Below are 18895 nucleotides of genomic sequence, written 5' to 3'. Positions count from 1 at the left end.
AAAACTTTTCCATTCTCCCACTGACTGCACTCCTCGATACTTCCTTACTTCTCCAATTGTGCAAATAACTTCGGCCTCTAAAGCAAATGTTAACGCTCACCAGACGCTAACGAATCCTGCACACCTTATATTGGGGATTTCTGTGCTATGTAAAATCTAACGAATCTCAGCCACGTTAATCCATGTCACTTCATGAATATAAGCTCCAAACATGCCCAAATTGAGGAAATAAAACGTCTACGATTCGTTAAACTTTTGAAATGGCAAAAATGCATGGAATAGCGTCTGTGGAGTTCGTTAAAGAAAGTAATCCCAACGCTCCTTCACTTCTAATAAAAAAGGGACACCGCAGGATGGAATCCTACGCTGTCCCTTTCTGAATCATAGGTACGTTATGCCCCAACATGGAACTCAGACTTCGGAGTTTATTTAGAGCATCTATCACAACGATCCACGATCAGCAAAGTCCCCTTGCACTCACAAATCCTTAGATAAACATCGTTTTGGAGATGATGACCAGCAAGATGAACAGTACGAGGATCGTACCCATGGAACCCCAGCTTCCGCCGCCATGACCATAGGATACTCCACAACCCTGTTGATAACCGTGCATCATTGGAGCCTGATTGGCATGGTGTCCGTATCCATAGCCATATCCCATTGGCATTGTTCCACAACCATATCCATACCCATGCATTTCATGACCTGTGTATTGGTATCCTTGCATATGCTCATAACCTCCCATATGTCCGTATACGTGTCCCTGTCCGTTCGGTGAATTCGGTTTTACTTCGCTCATTGTTCATTCCTCCTTAACATTTGCCTACACCCCTAAGCTATGTATTATGCCTACCTCTGGACCGGGCTATCGCCCTCATTTTGACAAAATGGGCTTTTAGCCATGAGGTACCCTCCCCATTTTCGAAGCATACTCCGCTCAACCACAAGCTATCTTAGCTTCCTATCTCTCCACCATGCTTGTCCTCTAGAAAAAAAACCCCACCGGTTGCCCGGCAGAGCTCGCCATATTATACCCAGAAAGATTTAGTGATGATTACGAGAAGAATGAACAGAACCAGGATTGCTCCAGTCGATGTCCAGCCGCCGTATCCTACGCCTTCAACTACGTTGCTCATGCAGAACCCTCCTTTACAAATATATTAGGGTCCAAGCGGTTTATTAGATCAAGAATGCTTTAGAGATGATGACCAACAAGATAAAGAGAACCAAGATCGCGCCAGTCGATGTCCATGCGCCGCCGTATCCACCTACTACTCCACTCATGTAAACCCCTCCTTTGATTTGAGGTACAGTTCACTATATGCACCAATCACACATGGGACCGGGCTCAGGTCGAAAATGGGCTGTTTTTTTCCACCGACTATTCGTTAATTTCACCTACACAAAGGGTTAGTTCTTAAGTCGGAATGTTATGTTCAAATATGTTTAAGTCATAAATAAATCCCACGGTTATATCAACCAAATGTATGTACTATCGTTCAAAATGGATAACCATACGGTATATTATTAGCTTTTAACTTGTTAAATACAGATAAATTACCTTTTTAGTAATTATGAATACTGAAATCTTTATTTATGTTATTATTTTACTAATAAAGTAGAAAGGAGTTTCTATGCTCACGACCTAAACTAGATTATCCCAAACGAAATGATGACCTTAGAAAAAATCCCAACCGATGGGAAGCACATTAGGAGAAATTAGACATAATGAAGAAACTTATTACGATTTTGGCATTAGCCACATTGCTTAGTGCTTGTGGTAATTCAGAAAAAAACACAACAACCAATAGCCAAACGACCGAAGCATCCAAGGCAACTGAAACTGTCTCATCAGAAGCTAAAGCTACGAAATACACTACATATAGTGGAGAAGGATTTTCTTTTGCATATCCTGAATCCTGGAAAAGCGTAGATACAAGTCAAATGAATGCTCCATCCATTAAAGCTGCTTTTTCAGACCAATCTTCATCAGTCACATTTGCAGATAATATGAATCTGACGATTGAGGCCAGCTCAACCGGTTCAATTAATCCTGAAGAATACGCCAATAATATAGTGGATTATTACACACAAAGCGGTTCAAGCATCGGCATTTCCGATTATAAAAAAACCAGCTACACAAACAAGCCTTATAAAGAATATAGCGCTGGTGTCTTGGAAGGAGCCTATAAGCATTCCTCGGGTACAGATGTTATCCTTGTGCAGTATCTGATTCCGACCAATACAGAACTCTATACCATGACGTTAACCTACGCCAAGGATACTTATAATCAGGATGAGATCAAAGATATCCTTGATTCCCTGAGCATTACTGCTCCGCTGGAGCAAACAGCACCAACTGCAACAACTGGAAATTCATCTGTTACGGCATCAGCTGCGGATTTCTTTAATGAGTTAACTCCGTACATTACAGAAGACACAGCCTTTATGGAGCAGGCATCTTATGATTTCTTTGGTAAACATAACGATGTATTCCCGGCCATTACGACAGAACTAAGCAAAAAGGTACAGGGGCTCGTTGACTCCAATGTAACGACCCGTCATCTGAATAAAAATGTAGGCAACTATTACAATACTTTCGTACAAGTTAACGGGGAAGTCATTTCCGTTGAAGAAGATAGCTCTCTCGGAGCAACCTTCTCTATCGTTCATGTCATGGATGAGAACGGAAACGATATTATAGCGTTGTACCCTGCAACGACTGGAGATCTGCTTGACGGTGATTATGCCACTGTTATCGGTGCGCCAATTACCAACTTCTCTTTTGAAAATGTTGGCGGTGGTTACACCAACGCCACTTTGATTGGAGCCTCATTGGTAGTTGCAGATTAATTAAAATGTTAAATGAGTATACAAAAAGACCAGCTTAATGAACGTTAAGCTGGTCTTTTTGTCTTTCAGTTTATAGAATTCACGTTAACTACGCAGAGACACAATCTAACCTTTAATTAATGACTTATAACATACCGAATAACCGTATATACGGATGTTTATACTAAACCATTAATTCGGACGCGCCTGAAGTGACGTCAGTTTATCCTGAACCGATTGTAACTTCTGTATACTTGAGGCATCCGGTTTATCACGACGGTCGTCAATTTTGACGGATGTGGAAACGCGCTGAGCTCCTGACAAAAACGGCGCTTCATGCAGAGCCGCAATTGCTGTAAAGATCTCGTTAAGCGGTCCCTCAATAATGGTGCTCATGGAAGTTAACTGATATGTAATGCCCCGTTGATGTTCCAATACCTTTTGCATGTCCGCCACATAACTGCTTAGACTGGTTGTACCCGTTCCGATTGGAATTACAGTCACTTCTGCTATTGCCATTTTGCTCCGCCTCCTCTGGGCCCCGTGAACAACCGCTGCCGCTAATTTTAGTCGATTTTTGACTGAATTAATTCATCCTTATTATAATTTCATAATAATTGTTCAAATTATCAGTGGTTCAGCAAAATTTGAGTCGTAAGAAGCAAAAAAATAATAGTTTCCACCCGTGTCAACGCTTCCTAATTAGGGTATTATTCTCAGGTATAATACAATTACATAGGAGTTGATGATCAAGGTGAAAATGAAAAAGGTTATCGTTGCTTTATCTATAGGGATGTTGGTTGGTTCTTCTTCAATGGCTGTGGCTGCTACCTCACAAAAAGTTCAAGCAACTTTGGCAAACTTTAAAGTTATTGTTAACGGTCAGTCCAAGACTGTTACGTCAGATCAATTGCTTTATAAGGGCAATACGTATTTACAACTTCGTGAAGTTGCCAAGATCCTTGGCTATGAAGTTAATTACACCAGTGCGTCCCGTTCCATTGAGTTTTCTGCGAAGAGTCAATCTCAAGCAGATTGGATTAGCCTGATTGATCTATCCGCATCTAATGGATATAAAGTTGCTCTAAAAGGAGATTCGGCGGATGTTTACAACGTCTCAAAAAATCTAAAAACCATCCTTAGTGTCAACGCCAATGGTCTTAAGGAAAACGAGGAAAAAGTTGTGGCGGATCCCTCAGGTAAAACAATCCGCTACAAAAAATTACAGGGTTCCCTAGTTCTGAATCGTGGAGATCTAAAAAAAGCTGGTTTGATCCAATAGTCTAATAAACAAAACAATCCTCGGTTAGAGAATTTCAACGAGGATTGTTTTGTTTTTCTTTACGTAAAAATATCGATAGTTCCATTTCTAATATATGAAGAATTTGCTTCTCTTTCAGAACAATTGATTAATTGTTAATTAGGTCTTGCCTGAAGTGACGTCAGTTTATCCTGAACCGATTGTAACTTCTGTATACTTGAGGCATCCGGTTTATCACGACGGTCGTCAATTTTGACGGATGTGGAAACACGCTGAGCTCCTGACAAAAACGGTGCTTCATGCAGAGCCGCAATTGCTGTAAAGATCTCGTTAAGCGGTCCCTCAATAATGGTGCTCATGGAAGTTAACTGATATGTAATGCCCCGTTGATGTTCCAATACCTTTTGCATGTCCGCCACATAACTGCTTAGACTGGTTGTACCCGTTCCGATTGGAATTACAGTCACTTCTGCTATTGCCATTTTGCTCCGCCTCCTCTGGGCCCCGTGAACAACCGCTGCCGCTAATTTTAGTCGATTTTTGACTATTTTTATTCTACCAGTTGAATGCGTTACAATTCAAACTGACGTGAAGACGTCATTCAAATTGTTCAAAAATTTTTTTGATAAATCTTCAAATCTTCCAGTCCTTTTCCTTTGCGGATTCCTGGCTTAAATGGTATACTCGGAATTACGTTTTACTGTATCGGCCCACTTTACAAACACAATATGTTGGGTTACAGTATGTTGACAGCTACAAAATGTAGTAACACTAGATTTCTCCGCTTCTATTAGTCACCTTCTGCATTCTCGCGAAAAACAGGATGAAATCACCTCCAAAGGCACGTCCCTGTAGGTGTAAATCGCTTTCTCGAAACAGAGTTGACATGGAGGTTAACGGGGCTGTTTGGACTGCATCCGGTATCCTCAAACTACAGGCACATCTGCAATAGACCAAAGCTTACATAAGCACCCTTTTCTGTCGATATCCAGAACTTCTAAGACAGTAAGGAAGCCAGAGCATCCATGGGCATTTTCAGCCGCGAGGCGGGAGAATGCTTTTTATATGAGCATGTTCTGAATTGTGCTGTTTTGTGCTCCTCAAGTTGAGCGATTTAAGACATGAACTTGTCACCGCCGTTTCAGTCTGCCAAAAGCAACCTTTACCTTTTTCTCACCGTAAGACAACACTCAATTCTTTATATAAAGAATTTCTCCAATTTATATCTTTAACATGCGAAAGCGAGGAATATTCATGCCACAAGTTGTGACCAAGCCGAACAACCGCCAGCTTGCCTTTGATGATATGCGCATCTCGGTATATGCCGACCGTACTCTGGAAGGACTGGAAATGCTGGACAAGGAACGTCTGGTACGTGGGGTAAACAGCAAGCTCCGCCGTGATGAAGTTACCGGAGACGAAATCAGCAACGCTTTTATCATGAGCGCACTGGAACTGGTAACTAAAGAGGAGCCTAATTGGAAATTTGCAGCGGCGCGCTCCCTGCTCACTTCCCTTTACAAAAAAGCGGCTACCAACCGCAGATACAAGTCTTACCCGGACGAGCCTTATGGCGCATTTCACCCTCTTCTTGTAGATCTCGTGAAGAAAGGTATCTACCGCGAAGAATTACTGGAATGTTACACCAAAGAACAGATCGACGAACTTGCTGAGTGCATTGACTACCGCAACGATCTGCTCTTCGATTACATCGGCTTGCTCACACTGGCAGAACGTTACCTCGCTCACGATTTTGACGGAAAAGTAATGGAATTGCCGCAAGAGCGTTATATGATTATCGCCATGTTCCTAATGCACCAAGAGCCTGCCGAGAGACGTATGGATCTCGTCAAGGAAGCATACTGGGCCATGAGCAACATGTACATGACCGCAGCTACTCCTACGATGTCCAATGCAGGTAAAAAAGTAGCCGGTCAGCTCTCCAGCTGCTTCATTGATACGGTGGACGACTCACTCGAAGGCATCTTCGATTCCAACACGGATGTAGCTCGTCTGAGCAAAATGGGTGGCGGCATCGGCGTTTACCTCGGCAAAGTCAGAGCTCGTGGTTCTGATATCCGTGGTCACCAAAATACAAGTTCCGGTGTAATCCCTTGGATTCGCCAACTGAACAATACAGCGGTCAGCGTAGACCAGCTCGGTACGCGTAAAGGTGCCATTGCCGTGTACCTGGACGTTTTCCACAAAGACATTCTGGCCTTCCTCGATCTGAAGCTGAACAACGGTGACGAGCGTATGCGTGCGCATGACGTATTCCACGGCATCTGTCTGCCTGACTTGTTCATGGAGCGGGTATCCACTCGCGGCGAATGGAGCCTGTTCTGTCCGCACGAAACAAAGAAAGTGATGGGCTGGAAGGACGAGAATGGTCGTGCACTCGGACTGGAAGATTTCTATGATGAGTCCTTTGGTGAAGGTGCGTTCCGTGATAAATACGAAGAAGCGGTGAATCACCCACTGCTGTCCCGGATTACAGTACAGGCGATTGACATCATGAAGCGTGTACTTAAGTCCCAACTGGAGACAGGTACGCCATACATGTTCTACCGCGATACGGTTAACCGCTCGAATCCTAACCGTGCACACGGTATGGTATACTCCTCTAACCTGTGTACCGAAATTATGCAGAACCAGTCTGCCACTGTAATTGAAAAGGAAGAACTCGTAACCAAGGATGGACAAACTCGCATCGTGATTTCCAAAGTGCCTGGCGACTTTGTTGTCTGCAACCTGAACTCCATCCATCTGGCACGTGCTATACCTCATAATGTATTGGAGCGTCTTGTTCCAATTCAGGTGCGCATGCTGGACAACGTTATCGACATTAACAACATTGAAGTGTTGCAAGCCCAATATACCAACAGCCAATATCGCGCAGTCGGTCTGGGAACGTTTGGACTTCACCACCTGCTTGCTCTCGAAGGCATTCATTGGGAGTCTGAAGAAGCTGTAACGTATAACGATAATCTGTATGAAAAAATTAACTACCTGCTCGTGAAATCCAGTATGGAGCTGTCCAAAGAAAAAGGACATTATCCGAAATTCAAAGGTTCCGATTGGGAAAGTGGTCATTACTTCGACCAACGCGAGTACACATCAGGTGAGCGCGTAGGCGAGTTCGTGACAACCGAACAGTGGAAAGAACTGCAAGCCGAAGTACGACAAAACGGTGTACGTAATGCTTGGTTGTTCGCCATTGCACCTAACGGTTCCACGTCCATTATTGCCGGTTCAACGGCTAGTATTGATCCGCTCTATGAGCTGTTATCTTATGAAGAGAAAACAACTTACAAAATTGCCAATCCGGCTCCGGATCTGTCCGAAAAAACAAGCCCTTATTACCAAACGGCGTTCCAGGTGGACCAACATGCTTCCATTAATATGGCGGCTGCCCGTCAGCGCCACGTCGATCAGGGACAAAGTTTCAACTTCTATGTTCGACCAGATATTAAAGCAACAGAATTCCTGGAATTGCATCTGCACGCCTGGAGAGCCGGCATGAAATCAACTTATTATGTTCGTAGCCGTGCATTAACGATTGAAGAATCTTGATTTTTACGCAAGTTACGTTTTATCCATGATAGAGAAGATTTACTAGATTCGAGGTGACCACCAGGGCATCCTGTTTTGATTGCAAAATGGCGTTGCCCTGGTTCTTTTTTGCCTAAAAAACGATCACAGCATCGCAAGATGTTGATATAGATGCCACATTATACAACCCTAATATATATAAAAGAATTAATGATTACACGATAACGAAGAGGACAGAAAAAAGCTGAAGAAGCGAAGCTAAAAGCTTTCTGAAAGAAAGCTACTTCGGAAGCATACACTTCGCCTTTATCACCGGATTTTCCCCTTTAAAAGAGGGAATCAAAAAAATCAGGGGATAACAGCGATCGGAAGGTTGTTCTGTCATCGTAGTTATACAGTGCAAATTCATTCAAGGAGTGAACGGAACAATGCAAGTACAGAAAATTTTTAACACCGAAGCCCCTAACCAATCAACCCGTATTATTGAAGGTGAATGCTCCGGTATCCTGAACTGGAACGACATTCGTATGCCTCATATGTACAAATTGTACAAAGTACTGCTACTTAACCACTGGATCGCAGACGAGATTCCAATGTCCAAAGATGCTTCCCAGTTTGCTCAACTGGATGAAGAAGAGCAACGTACATTCAAAATCAACATCTCCCTGCTCGCGGTACTTGATTCCATGCAGACGATGTTTGTTGGTGACGTAAAACGTTACTTTACCGATTCTTCACTCGAAGCTATCTCGGCCATTATCGGACAACAGGAAGTCGTTCATAACCAATCGTACTCCTACGTCCTGTCTTCGATCGTATCTGATCGGGAGCAAAAGGAAATTTTTGAATACTGGAAACATGATCCAGTCCTGCTTGACCGTAACCGTTTCATCGCAGACATTTACCAAACATTCCGGGACGAGCCGTCTCCACAGACGTTCTTCCAGGCTATGGTCGCCGATCTGGTACTCGAAGGTATCTTCTTCTATAGTACGTTTGCCTTCTTCTACAACCTGGCCCGTGACCAGAAAATGATGGCAACCAGCCAGATGATCTCGTATATCCAGCGAGATGAAAACCAACACTGTTACTTCTTCGCCGAAGTGTACAAACAGTTGCTGGTAGACTTCCCTGAACTGAACACACCTGAGAACATGGACTACGTATACACAACCATCCATCGTGCTGTTGAGCTTGAAACCAACTGGGCACATTACACACTCAGCAACGTGCGCGGTATTGACCTGAACGAGTTGGAAGATTACATCAAGTACATCGCCAACAAACGTCTGCGTCTGATGGGTATGGAGAAAGCATATGAAGGTGTGGATGTAAACTGCATGCCTTGGATCAAACCATTCTCCGATGAAGCACTGAATGCAACCAAAACCGACTTCTTTGAAGCTAAATCCCGTAACTACGGTAAAGTTGGCGACGATAACGGATTTGACGATTTGTAAAATCTTCTGATCGGGTATCTACTACTTGAGTATATCCGGTATAAATAAACACAAATTAAAGCACTCCCTTTGATAGAATGCCTTCATGGCTATCTGCATGCGGGAGTGTTTTTTTGTCTCTTAACCTTGTAAGATAGTTTTGAAAGAGATTCATACCCCTCCTACGGAAGTGAGGCCTATTCATGGAAAGAGAACTGCTGGAACAAATCAACTTGTGGCATGAGCAGGACCAATTCAGTCTCATTATTGAACATATTGAACGAATCCCCGTCTCAGAGCGGGATTATGATCTGATTGGTCAACTCGCCAGAGCCTATAACAATGACGCACGTTACCGCGAAGCCGTTCAACATTTGTTGTCTGTCCAGGAGCAAGGGGTAAGCGACCCGCTCTGGCAATACCGCTTGGGTTATGCATACTGTCATATAGCAAGTTATGAACAGGCACTACTGGCTTTTGAGAGAGCTGATGAACTTCTGCCCCATGATGAATCTACCCTTGAATTCCTTCGCCAGATTCGTCCCCAAGCGGAGAAGATGCGAATGGATCGTCAACGCCATGAAGAGAATATCGCAGCATTGGAGCAGAGCGGTACACAGAACCATCTAAGAGCCGCTTCAGGGACTTATGATCCCGCAACGTTCTGGGTACAGAGTGATTATGCGCAGGACAATCATGTATCAGAACCTTTTGATGAAGAAGAGATTTTGACTATTGAGAAAGAATTGGGTTACAAGCTGCCCGCTTCCTATATTCAACTGATGAATACGCAAAACGGCGGTATCCCTGCGCTCACTGTATTTCCCACCAAAGAAGCGACTTCCTGGGCTGAGGATCACATTGCCATTTCAAGCATTATGGGAATTGGACACGATAAAATATACGCACTCGCTGGTGAGCTGGGAAGTCGGTTCATGATCGAAGATTGGGGATACCCCGATCTGGGGATTGTGATCTGTGATTGTCCATCCGCTGGTCATGATGTTGTTATGTTGGATTATCGTTTCTGTGGTCCTGAAGGCGAACCCTGTGTAGTTCATGTGGATCAGGAAAATGATTATGAGATTACATATCTTGTGCCCAATTTTGAAGCTTTCATCCGTGGATTGGTCGATGAGGATACGTATGACCTGTCTGACGAAGAGCATGAGGACTAAAACCCAGGAGGGTCCGGCCATATGACAACCCGTATATATTTTGGTTCCAATCAACTTGGCGAAGTGGCCGCAGTTCCATTGCAGGATGCGCTGAATGAGCTTGACCTGGGAACCCTTGAAGATTATCGACGAACGGATAAAGGTGTTATGGGTCAGACACTGCTCATTCGCTCTTCCCGTGGAGAGTATATTCTGAAAGGCAATCCTTTATATGCAGGACAGTTACAGGAAGAAAAGTTTTTTGTAGAACAACTGGCGAAACATACGTCCATTCCTGTCCCTGATCCATATTTGTTACATGAAGATACCCATCTGCTAGGCTGGAGTTATGCCATAATGCCACGCCTGCCCGGGAATCACCTGTATGATCCAGTATTCCAGGCTTCACTGTCACAGCAAGATCAGGAAGAGATCGCCTGTATGTTTGCCCATACTTTGGCTGAACTGCACCGCTGGAAGGTGCCTGATGCCGGGGAATATGATCCTGTAGCACAGCAGATTGTTTCCTTTGCAGGCGATTATCTGGACTGGTTGTACGGAACCATTCGTCACTGGTTACATGATGCTGAACAGTACTCGGTGATTACGGATGAAGATGTTCAATGGGTGGACGAGCAATTCAAGAATGCTGAACCGGCATTTCGGTCCAGAGCTGTTCCGTGTTTTGTTATGGGAGACTTCAAGGTCGAGAATATTTTGATTCAAAATCTGGACGGCCGTTCTTCAGGGTGGCAGATTAGTGGTTTGTTCGATTTTACAACGGCCTATTTCGGAGACGGAACAGCCGACCTCACCAAAATATCCACCAGGTATGTTCGTGAGGGTCAACCAGAACTGGCCGCACAGTTCCTTCGCTGCTACCGGGATCTGGTCTGTGGAGCAGATGAGGAGAAATGCCAACACTTCCGCACACGTCTCCGCATGCATCTGCTCTATCAACGTATCTTGTGGTGGGGGGAAGCCAACGCCACAGGACAAGTGACTTGGGCAGCCGACCTGCCTTTTGCACAGTGGGCGCAGCAGTCCATTAATTCGATTGTCGCATTGTTAGATTAGTAGAATGTATCGTTCCATATATGCCGCCCAACATGCGGGCGCACGTATAAAACCGCCAGAGATCATCCTTGATCTTTGGCGGTTTTCCTCATCTCACTATATTTAAGTCAACGATGAAATCTCTCAACTTAAGCTTGTGCAACGGGTGACTCCTGATGTTTCTGCAAAAACTCCAGCATCCGGCGGTACACAAGAATCTCGTTTGTTTTCCTGGAGAAGCCATGACCTTCATCATCCAAAACGATGTATTCCACATCAAGTCCCTTCGACTGGAGCGCGGCCACGATCTGATCGGATTCGGCCTTCACGACCCTTGGATCATTAGCACCCTGAATGACCAACATTGGGTTCACCATCTGATCGAGATACGTAATCGGTGAATCCTTCGTTAAACGTTCGCGGTCACGGACCGGATCACCCAGCCAGTTATCCATCATCGGTTTCCAGTCTTCCGGTACGGATTCCAGGAATGTGAACAAGTTACTTGGCCCAAAAATATCGACCGCTGCCCGAAACAGTTCCGGATGGCGACCTGCCAATAACAGGGTCATATATCCCCCATAACTTCCACCTACCACAAACAACCGCTCCGGCGAGGTAATTCCCTGATCAAACAGCCAGTTGATCCCGGCAACACAGTCCAGCCTTGGACCCTCACCCCAATCACGCTCAACCATCTTGACGAATTCCGCACCATATCCGGTACTGCCCCGGAAGTTCGGTGCAAAAATATGATAGCCCTGAGCGAGCATCATCTGGAACATCGGCCGAAAAAACTTTGCTTCGGAAGATTGCGGCCCACCATGAGGCCAAAATACGGTGTAACCATTGGCTTGCTCTGGTTTTGCTTTGAACAAGAGAGCTTCAATCTCCAGTCCGTCGTAGGAGTTATACTGAATAACGTCAGGGTACACGAGATCACTTGGGTCCAGTCCGGTTACCCGATTGGCAGTCAGCGGCTCCCAGGACTCAGCACCTGCTATTTTGCGATAAATGTTATGCGGTTGAATCGCTCCACGTCCGAGGATATACACATTGCCAGCCTTTGTAACGTTCACCTGCTCTATCGTATCCAGCGGCATCTCTATGCGCCGAGGCTCATCGTCATTTTTGCCCAATACGTACATACGATTCTCTGGCCCTGTAAGTGTCCAGAAATATAAGGTCTCGGAAGCCTGATGCCAGCGGATGAACTCCACATCTTCCCCTTCGATTCTGCACAATAAGCGGAATTCGCGGGTATCGATACGGTATTCAGCCACATAGGCGTATGCGGAGTCATCATTGGTAATGAACAGAAGACGATTATCATCTGCAAAAATCAGATCAGATACCTGACTATAACGTTCTGAAGCTGGCAGAATCACCATTTCTTCATTGTTACGATACAGATGCGCCGTCTGGTACGTATTGGAGTACATTTTTAAAATGACATAACTCTTCTCGTCAGGACTTACAGCAACCAGGCTGCTCGTAACCTCTTCTCCACTGTATAACAGTTCATCTTCCCCTGTCTCCAGATCGATGCGGCGTGAATTCAGATAATTCGGATTACCCGCGCTGGTGACATAATAGAGACGTTGTCCATCCTCGGACAACTCAGCGAAATAACAGCGATCATTCGGTTCTGCCGGAACCACAGGCAGTGGAACACCACCCTCGGGTGGAAGTGCATACAGATGATAGTTCTCATCTCCATCCCGATCAAACGCGGTAAGCAGATGACGTTCTTGCGGGTCTGCTTTGATAAATTGACTGCTCTGATTCAAGTACGTTAAAGGATACGGGTATCCTCCAGGCAAATCCATCGCCCAAATATTCGGCTGACCGTTCAGATTGCTGTCCATGAACAAACGTTTCTCGTCTGCCGATACGGCAAAATGTGAAATACGGTACGTCTGAAAATATTGCTCGACATCCGGTTTAGGAAACTGAATCATGACAAACCTCCTTGGAATTGAACCAATGAATTTAAAATTGGTAAATTAAGGTACCATTTGTCCATATTATAGGTAATGCCAATGTTTAGACAATAGATATGTGAGTTATAATTTAAAATTATCCTTAGCTTTGTTTATCATCAGCAACATTCATCCAGCGTACAAGCGGTCTTGTCTTCCCTGTAGTGCATAAGGTAGCGGAGTAATTCGGACCTACGTTCAAAGACTGCAAATTATAATGTTGCCCTTCCCGTTCCACAACGTGATGCCCATCTAACCCTTCTCCCATCGTATTCAGTTTTCGCCACTGTCCGGACAGAGATTGACCACACGCCTTAATCCAAGCCTCTTTTTGTGTGAGGACTTGCCAAACACGCCGGATCGTTACCTGTTCTTCCTCCCTGTGATTCAGTACATAACACTTCTCATCTTCCGTCAAAAATCGCCTGATCACCGCGCTCATCCGCAGCAACGGACGTACATACTCAAGATCAATTCCCAGCTCTGTATGAGCCGCTAATGCCAGTACACAACATCCTTCGGTATGAGAAAGGTTAAACTGCGGTCCACACCGAACATAAGGTTTGCCTGAAGCTCCATATTCAATATAAATATCTGACGCTGATTGACCCGTGTACATTGCCAGTACTTCTCTCAGAAATGTACGCGACATAACCAGATTCTGAGCATCATGCATGGATTGTTTCTGTTTTCTCTGTACACGTTCAATTTCATCCTGGCTCAGTACACAGGTGTCTATATCCAACCTTGACAAAAAATCCTCTCCCTTGTGCGGAAGAGGCTGCGTCCAGATATGTACTTCATTTGCCACAAAATGAACCGCAGCGGATTCCTTCCATTCTGTAACTGCAGGTTTCACAAGGTCACCCCCTCTCCCTACTCTTCTTGCTCAACGAACAACGGACATCCTCAGATGACTCGGTTTCGCTATACGTTTTAGGTGGATTCCGATCTCCTCATCCGTCAGTTTCATAGCACATTCGCTCATTTGCATGTAATCCAGCCCGATAACGCCATATTCAGAGATGTTCATGCAACGTTTTTTCAATGAATCCATATCTGCATAGTGGTTACTGATCCACTTCATCCGAGCAAAGTGTATATCTTCGGAAGAGAGCGTACGGTCCTGAATGCGACTGCATTCTTCCTTAACTCGTTGATGTAATTCAATGGGATCAACGGAATACCCACAGACATTGGAGAAAGCAAATTCCTGCCTGTAATAGTGATCCCAATGACTCCCCTTCCTGAGCAAACCTGACTTCACACTCTCTGTGAAGAATGTTGAAGTCTCTCCTAGAAGAGCTTCGATACCAATCATGGTTGCAACCTGAGTCTCCAATTGCGTAACCGGCCTCTCTTCCTGAAAGCCAAACCGGACAAGAGGTATCGAAGATCCACCATTCATTTCCTTATAAGTCTCGTCCTGTTCCTGCAACGGCTGAATGAATGGAGTAGGGGACATGATCTTGGGTTGATCCATCGAAAAGTTCTCTAACCATTCGAATATCTCCGCCGGTTCAACAGGTCCCACTACTGCCACAGACATTCTAGAAGCCGCATAATGACTTGTATAGGCATTGCTCAGCAATTCTACGGTAATGTCGGCAATACTCTCCGGTGTGCCCGCAACATCCTGTGTGATTGGATGGTCGTTACCATACATCATCTGCAACAATTGCTGAAGAGCCAGCCAGGAGGGTTGATCCTTGTACATTTCCAGTTCCTGATGAATCGCCGCCCGCTCACGCTCAATGTTTCCTTTCGTGAAATAGGGAGTTGCAATCATATTCATAAAAAGTTGAAGGCTGTTCCTTAGATTGCCTGTACAAGCAAGTTGGTACGTCGTTACATCATAACGCGTCAGCGCCGACGTTGAGGCCCCTTCGGCATGAAGAAGTGATTTGACGGACTGACCATCGGGATTATAAAACATCATGTGTTCAAGGAAATGTGCCGTACCCGCAAGGGCAATATCGTGAATGGACCCATAGGGTACAGAACAGGATACAAATGTATGACTATATTTGGGTTGTGGCAGTATACTCACGTTCAGGCCGTTGGATAAACGCTTGCAGACACATGAATTTAATATAGTAGTACTCATGATTTCCCTCCTGTACTATGCGGAATATTCACTCTCAGGGTACAGAATCCATGTGACTTCTTTCCTCAACTCGGTAGCAACGGAAGCCACCCTTTCAGGAGTTACTTCTGCTATTTCTTCAAGGAATTGTACAGTCGTCATCTGACTTTCGCTCAACACCTGATCCATATGATTTGTAATGACCTGATGTGGCAGATCGAATCCGACCTGAACATAATGCATCACATTCTGCACAGCGGTATATAACTCCCTCTCGGATACATCTCCGTCACAGATTCTCTTCCATTCCATATCGATTCCTTCGAGAACAGCCGTCACGTTAGCACTGCTGGTGCCCGTTGTAATGTGAAGCGTTTCCCGAAAATCATCCAATGTGCTGGTAACTTGATATACCAACTGGGAACGTTCACGTAATTCAACCTGCAACCGGGACGCGGGTGTCGCTCCAAATAAGGTATGGAATACAAACAAAGCCGGATATAAAGCAGAGCCATATCGAATATCTGTACTATAAGTAACATTGATCTTGCACTGTTGAATGTCCAACAGTTCCATCATCATGGCTTCAGCCTCCCGCTGCTCGGCAGGATTACCTTGTCGCCCCTCTACTTCATCCTCTCCTGGATATTGTGTGTTGATTGGGTGTAGTTCTGATTCCCTCTCCGAACAACAGCGTTTGAACACTTCCCTGTTCCCACATTCAAATTGTTCCCAGATCAGATCCATAATTCGCCCAGGATAGATATCGCCAAGAACATGAACATGGATCGGAATTTGGATCAATGCCTGATAGTGCCGACACAACTCATGAGATATGACACAATGCCGTAGTTCATCCAGAGCCAATTGACGGTTCTGCCCTTCATATCCCATCCATTCCAGACAGCGGCTCTGCACCACCTTGTCCCAATCCGTTCCATCATGCGCGATATGATGTTCAGTCCAAGCCATTTCATCCTGTACTTGCATCTCATCGAACATGCCATGATCATCAACCGCTGGGTCATACAACAAGCCTGCGAGTAATTGCACAGCGCTATGTATGGCTTCCATCTGCGTTCCAGTTATTAACTTATCTTCTGTTATACGAGGTATGCGCATTGTGATCGAGGCAATCTGAGTATCGCCTTTGTAATCAAAACGACAGGTCAGGTCTGCACCATACAGGGACCATAACTGTTGCTGGAGTAGCCTGTTCGATGGAAAGCGACGACAGCTGTTCATTAACAAACGGACTATCATGACAAATATAGCTGAGGGTATGGTTTGCTGAGCATTGATCAGGTTAATCTGCACGTAATAATTGGCATACTGGTGTGTTGGCAGCACGTGCACCGACAGATTGTTACGCCTCTCAGTAGTAAAAGACTGCATCTTTTCGCCCCTCCTCACTTCCATCTACGAACTGATATTATAGATTGCTCCACTGTCCGTGTTCAGACCTAACTGTCCAAAACCATCAAGTGGCTTGGAAATCCAGTCCACACGGCTGACTGTTTCATCAGTAATTGATGTTTCATCATCTCTCCAGTGGATGACCTGCTGGTGATGCCTGTCCCAGAAACGCCACAATGCTGGCTGGCTTAACAGTTGCTCGCGAAATGGCTCGTATATCCTATCAGCAGAAGCCTGAATATCCTGATCCAATACAACCGGCGGCAGAAAAACGATCTTGGAACGAAAGTCCTCTGTAAGGGTCATAAAGTATACACATACTGGCTTTTGTGTTTTGGCCAAAATACGAAAAATACCACTTCGAGTGCGAATTTTCGAACTTAGAAAAGGTAGTTCAACAGCATGGTTATCCGTATTGAATCCGGTCTGTCCATCTACAAAAAGACTGAATGATCCACCTTTCCGCAAATGGGAATACAGCCTGATACCAATCATCTCATCCTCCGCATTGAGCAGTTCCGCACCTGCATACTTGCGGATGGCCTCCCAGCCGGACAGCTTCTTCTCCTGTTCCACTGTTTCCTGCTCGGCGATCAGATAGAATGGAAGCTTGGCAGACATATGGCCTGCACGTATTTCCTGTCCAATCGTAATCATATTGTGCCTTACAAAACCATAATGCCAGGTTAATAATGCCCCACCTTCACGCAACGTTGCCTGCAGATGTTCCCGCCCCTCTACCTCATCCCACTCCATAAACGAATAGGGGCTTTTCTTGTGCTCATTAATTGTACGAAGAAATGCGAGATAGTCCATCCAGATGGACTCAGCAGACTGCTTCGGCTTAAGCGGAGCCATCTCCTTGATAATGTTCATCAGTGCATAAAAGGACCCCAAATGAATGCCATCCTGTCGCTCCTTATGAAGTTCATCTCTGACCTGTTCACGGTACATATCATATAAAGATCTAAAGTTCATCATCTACGTGTCCCCTCCAAGGCTTGAGAAACTCTAAGAGCATCCTTTCCATGTCGCAGGTAATTTCGATGCATGCCATCCATCATATACGTAAGCATTCTGAGGGCCATCTCATATTGCCCCGGAATGCGTTCATCCGATTCTGCTTCCTGCCCTTCCACCATATCAAAGCCCACATAGGGCAAGGAGGATTCCAGCGCTGCGACCACACAGTTTCGGGTGTTAAACCATGACGGGCCTCCACTGATAGGAAAATCAACATAAGGAAAACTCCCAGGATCAAGACAATCTAAATCAAACGATAAATAGGCCACTTCCGCCTGAAACTTGTGCTGTATATCAAGCAGGGTTGTCCGCACTCGTTCCGGGGTCATCTGTTCTGCAGGAATCTGAACCAATTTGGGATGTTTGTACATCTGATCTACAGAACGAAGGCCGCGCAGACCAATCTGCACGACTGCGGCGATACCGTCCTCCGTCAGTAGATGCCTCACAAAATTGGCATGATGCATCTCATTCTGATGAATAGCATCCACCCCGCAATCATGGTGGGCATCAAACTGGACGAGTATGATTCTTGCATTGGATCGACTCAATATGGATTTCAGGATGGAATACGTAATGGAATGATCCCCACCAATGCAGCACAGTAGCGCCTCTTCCCTTTCCGTATATACCAGAGCTGAGTTAAGACCCTTCGAGTAGGAAGAATCCGTATCATCTGTTTGGCAAGTACCCAAATCCTGCATCATTACTGATTCAAGCAATCTCTGGCCACTGCCAATGTCATATAGTCCTGATATGTGGGATTGCGTCAGAGCTGGATACATTACCTTTTTCCATGATTCGGCCCGAAGAGATTGCTCAAATCCCGCGACTTTTGATCCCTCCATACCTGAACCTCCCGAATAGGGAATACCCAGCATATAGAGATGCGGTGAATCTTGACCTACGAGAGGTTCCAGTGAGAAATAAGGCTCATCTGGAGGGTCAATGCCATCTAGCTGGGGGATCGGACGTGTCTCCAATTCTTCAGCGGGTTCAATCTGATAGAACTGGCTGAACGTCTCATCGGCTGCAATCAACGTATCGCCGATGCGGCGTACCAGGTATACAGGTTCCGGAGCTTTCATAAT

General features: G+C 45.2%; 17 protein-coding genes. 6 read left to right on the top strand and 11 right to left on the bottom strand.

Annotated features, from left to right (window positions below; translation table 11 throughout):
* Positions 1-487: 487 nt before the first annotated feature.
* The 3 genes from NST38_RS02930 to NST38_RS02920 form a co-directional block, all read right to left on the bottom strand.
* Positions 488-799, bottom strand: a complete 312-nt coding sequence (locus NST38_RS02930) for a hypothetical protein (protein WP_017690878.1) — start codon at positions 797-799, stop codon at positions 488-490.
* A gap of 229 nt (positions 800-1028) precedes the next feature.
* Positions 1029-1136, bottom strand: a complete 108-nt coding sequence (locus tag NST38_RS02925; RefSeq protein WP_017690879.1) for a hypothetical protein — start codon at positions 1134-1136, stop codon at positions 1029-1031.
* 43 nt (positions 1137-1179) lie between these two features.
* Complete coding sequence (locus NST38_RS02920; protein WP_017690880.1) at positions 1180-1284, bottom strand: hypothetical protein; 105 nt, start codon at positions 1282-1284, stop codon at positions 1180-1182.
* 444 nt (positions 1285-1728) lie between these two features.
* Between NST38_RS02920 and NST38_RS02915 the strand changes: the two genes are divergently transcribed.
* Entirely contained in the window at positions 1729-2853 is a 1125-nt protein-coding gene (locus NST38_RS02915) for a PsbP-related protein (RefSeq protein WP_076254662.1), read from the top strand.
* Between the two features lie 171 nt (positions 2854-3024).
* Here the strand turns inward: NST38_RS02915 and NST38_RS02910 are convergent, their stop codons facing one another.
* Entirely contained in the window at positions 3025-3351 is a 327-nt protein-coding gene (locus NST38_RS02910) for an MTH1187 family thiamine-binding protein (protein WP_017690882.1), read from the bottom strand.
* Between the two features lie 241 nt (positions 3352-3592).
* Between NST38_RS02910 and NST38_RS02905 the strand changes: the two genes are divergently transcribed.
* A complete protein-coding gene (locus tag NST38_RS02905) occupies positions 3593-4114 on the top strand; it encodes a stalk domain-containing protein (protein WP_256720230.1) in 522 nt (173 codons plus the stop codon).
* Positions 4115-4248: 134 nt separating this feature from the next.
* Here the strand turns inward: NST38_RS02905 and NST38_RS02900 are convergent, their stop codons facing one another.
* On the bottom strand, positions 4249-4575 hold the full coding sequence (locus tag NST38_RS02900) for an MTH1187 family thiamine-binding protein (protein WP_017690882.1): 327 nt from the start codon (positions 4573-4575) through the stop codon (positions 4249-4251).
* 772 nt (positions 4576-5347) lie between these two features.
* Between NST38_RS02900 and NST38_RS02895 the strand changes: the two genes are divergently transcribed.
* The 4 genes from NST38_RS02895 to NST38_RS02880 all read left to right on the top strand — a co-directional run bounded on the left by NST38_RS02895 (position 5348) and on the right by NST38_RS02880 (position 11318).
* On the top strand, positions 5348-7666 hold the full coding sequence (locus NST38_RS02895) for a ribonucleoside-diphosphate reductase subunit alpha (RefSeq protein WP_076254521.1): 2319 nt from the start codon (positions 5348-5350) through the stop codon (positions 7664-7666).
* Between the two features lie 407 nt (positions 7667-8073).
* Positions 8074-9105, top strand: a complete 1032-nt coding sequence (locus NST38_RS02890) for a ribonucleotide-diphosphate reductase subunit beta (protein ID WP_036607380.1) — start codon at positions 8074-8076, stop codon at positions 9103-9105.
* Positions 9106-9287: 182 nt separating this feature from the next.
* Positions 9288-10262 carry an SMI1/KNR4 family protein gene (locus NST38_RS02885; protein ID WP_076254519.1) on the top strand — a complete coding sequence of 325 codons (975 nt, stop codon included), beginning with the start codon at positions 9288-9290 and terminating at the stop codon, positions 10260-10262.
* Positions 10263-10283: 21 nt separating this feature from the next.
* The gene (locus tag NST38_RS02880) at positions 10284-11318 is read left to right on the top strand and encodes a phosphotransferase family protein (RefSeq protein WP_076254517.1); all 1035 of its coding nucleotides are present in this window, start codon (positions 10284-10286) and stop codon (positions 11316-11318) included.
* Between the two features lie 128 nt (positions 11319-11446).
* On the opposite strand, the gene NST38_RS02875 is transcribed toward NST38_RS02880, so the two are convergent.
* From NST38_RS02875 to NST38_RS02850, 6 genes are all read right to left on the bottom strand, one after another.
* The gene (locus NST38_RS02875) at positions 11447-13258 is read right to left on the bottom strand and encodes a S9 family peptidase (protein ID WP_076254514.1); all 1812 of its coding nucleotides are present in this window, start codon (positions 13256-13258) and stop codon (positions 11447-11449) included.
* 124 nt (positions 13259-13382) lie between these two features.
* Complete coding sequence (locus tag NST38_RS02870; RefSeq protein ID WP_076254512.1) at positions 13383-14138, bottom strand: 4'-phosphopantetheinyl transferase family protein; 756 nt, start codon at positions 14136-14138, stop codon at positions 13383-13385.
* A 30-nt stretch (positions 14139-14168) separates the two neighbouring features.
* Positions 14169-15386, bottom strand: a complete 1218-nt coding sequence (locus NST38_RS02865) for a M16 family metallopeptidase (protein WP_076254510.1) — start codon at positions 15384-15386, stop codon at positions 14169-14171.
* Positions 15387-15401: 15 nt separating this feature from the next.
* Complete coding sequence (locus tag NST38_RS02860) at positions 15402-16760, bottom strand: insulinase family protein (protein ID WP_047840299.1); 1359 nt, start codon at positions 16758-16760, stop codon at positions 15402-15404.
* A 24-nt stretch (positions 16761-16784) separates the two neighbouring features.
* Positions 16785-17762 (bottom strand): LpxL/LpxP family acyltransferase, encoded by a 978-nt coding sequence (locus NST38_RS02855; RefSeq protein WP_076254508.1) that lies wholly within the window; start codon positions 17760-17762, stop codon positions 16785-16787.
* Positions 17759-18892: an arginase family protein gene (locus tag NST38_RS02850; RefSeq protein ID WP_076254505.1), complete on the bottom strand. Its 1134-nt coding sequence runs from the start codon at positions 18890-18892 to the stop codon at positions 17759-17761. The genes NST38_RS02855 and NST38_RS02850 overlap by 4 nt, the downstream gene beginning before the upstream one ends.
* Between the last annotated feature and the right edge of the window lie 3 nt (positions 18893-18895).

Source organism: Paenibacillus sp. FSL H8-0104, from assembly GCF_038050215.1.
GTDB lineage: Bacteria > Bacillota > Bacilli > Paenibacillales > Paenibacillaceae > Paenibacillus > Paenibacillus amylolyticus.
Note: the sequence above shows the minus strand (reverse complement) of the source record. Positions and strands in the feature narration are given on the sequence as shown.

Coding starts and splice junctions, on each gene's coding strand:
- NST38_RS02925 (WP_017690879.1), bottom strand. CDS start 1,136: ATGAGCAACGTAGTTGAAGGCGTAGGATACGGCGGCTGGACATCGACT.
- NST38_RS02880 (WP_076254517.1), top strand. CDS start 10,284: ATGACAACCCGTATATATTTTGGTTCCAATCAACTTGGCGAAGTGGCC.
- NST38_RS02930 (WP_017690878.1), bottom strand. CDS start 799: ATGAGCGAAGTAAAACCGAATTCACCGAACGGACAGGGACACGTATAC.
- NST38_RS02890 (WP_036607380.1), top strand. CDS start 8,074: ATGCAAGTACAGAAAATTTTTAACACCGAAGCCCCTAACCAATCAACC.
- NST38_RS02875 (WP_076254514.1), bottom strand. CDS start 13,258: ATGATTCAGTTTCCTAAACCGGATGTCGAGCAATATTTTCAGACGTAC.
- NST38_RS02850 (WP_076254505.1), bottom strand. CDS start 18,892: ATGAAAGCTCCGGAACCTGTATACCTGGTACGCCGCATCGGCGATACG.
- NST38_RS02915 (WP_076254662.1), top strand. CDS start 1,729: ATGAAGAAACTTATTACGATTTTGGCATTAGCCACATTGCTTAGTGCT.
- NST38_RS02855 (WP_076254508.1), bottom strand. CDS start 17,762: ATGATGAACTTTAGATCTTTATATGATATGTACCGTGAACAGGTCAGA.
- NST38_RS02885 (WP_076254519.1), top strand. CDS start 9,288: ATGGAAAGAGAACTGCTGGAACAAATCAACTTGTGGCATGAGCAGGAC.
- NST38_RS02895 (WP_076254521.1), top strand. CDS start 5,348: ATGCCACAAGTTGTGACCAAGCCGAACAACCGCCAGCTTGCCTTTGAT.
- NST38_RS02900 (WP_017690882.1), bottom strand. CDS start 4,575: ATGGCAATAGCAGAAGTGACTGTAATTCCAATCGGAACGGGTACAACC.
- NST38_RS02910 (WP_017690882.1), bottom strand. CDS start 3,351: ATGGCAATAGCAGAAGTGACTGTAATTCCAATCGGAACGGGTACAACC.
- NST38_RS02865 (WP_076254510.1), bottom strand. CDS start 15,386: ATGAGTACTACTATATTAAATTCATGTGTCTGCAAGCGTTTATCCAAC.
- NST38_RS02860 (WP_047840299.1), bottom strand. CDS start 16,760: ATGCAGTCTTTTACTACTGAGAGGCGTAACAATCTGTCGGTGCACGTG.
- NST38_RS02905 (WP_256720230.1), top strand. CDS start 3,593: ATGAAAAAGGTTATCGTTGCTTTATCTATAGGGATGTTGGTTGGTTCT.
- NST38_RS02920 (WP_017690880.1), bottom strand. CDS start 1,284: ATGAGTGGAGTAGTAGGTGGATACGGCGGCGCATGGACATCGACTGGC.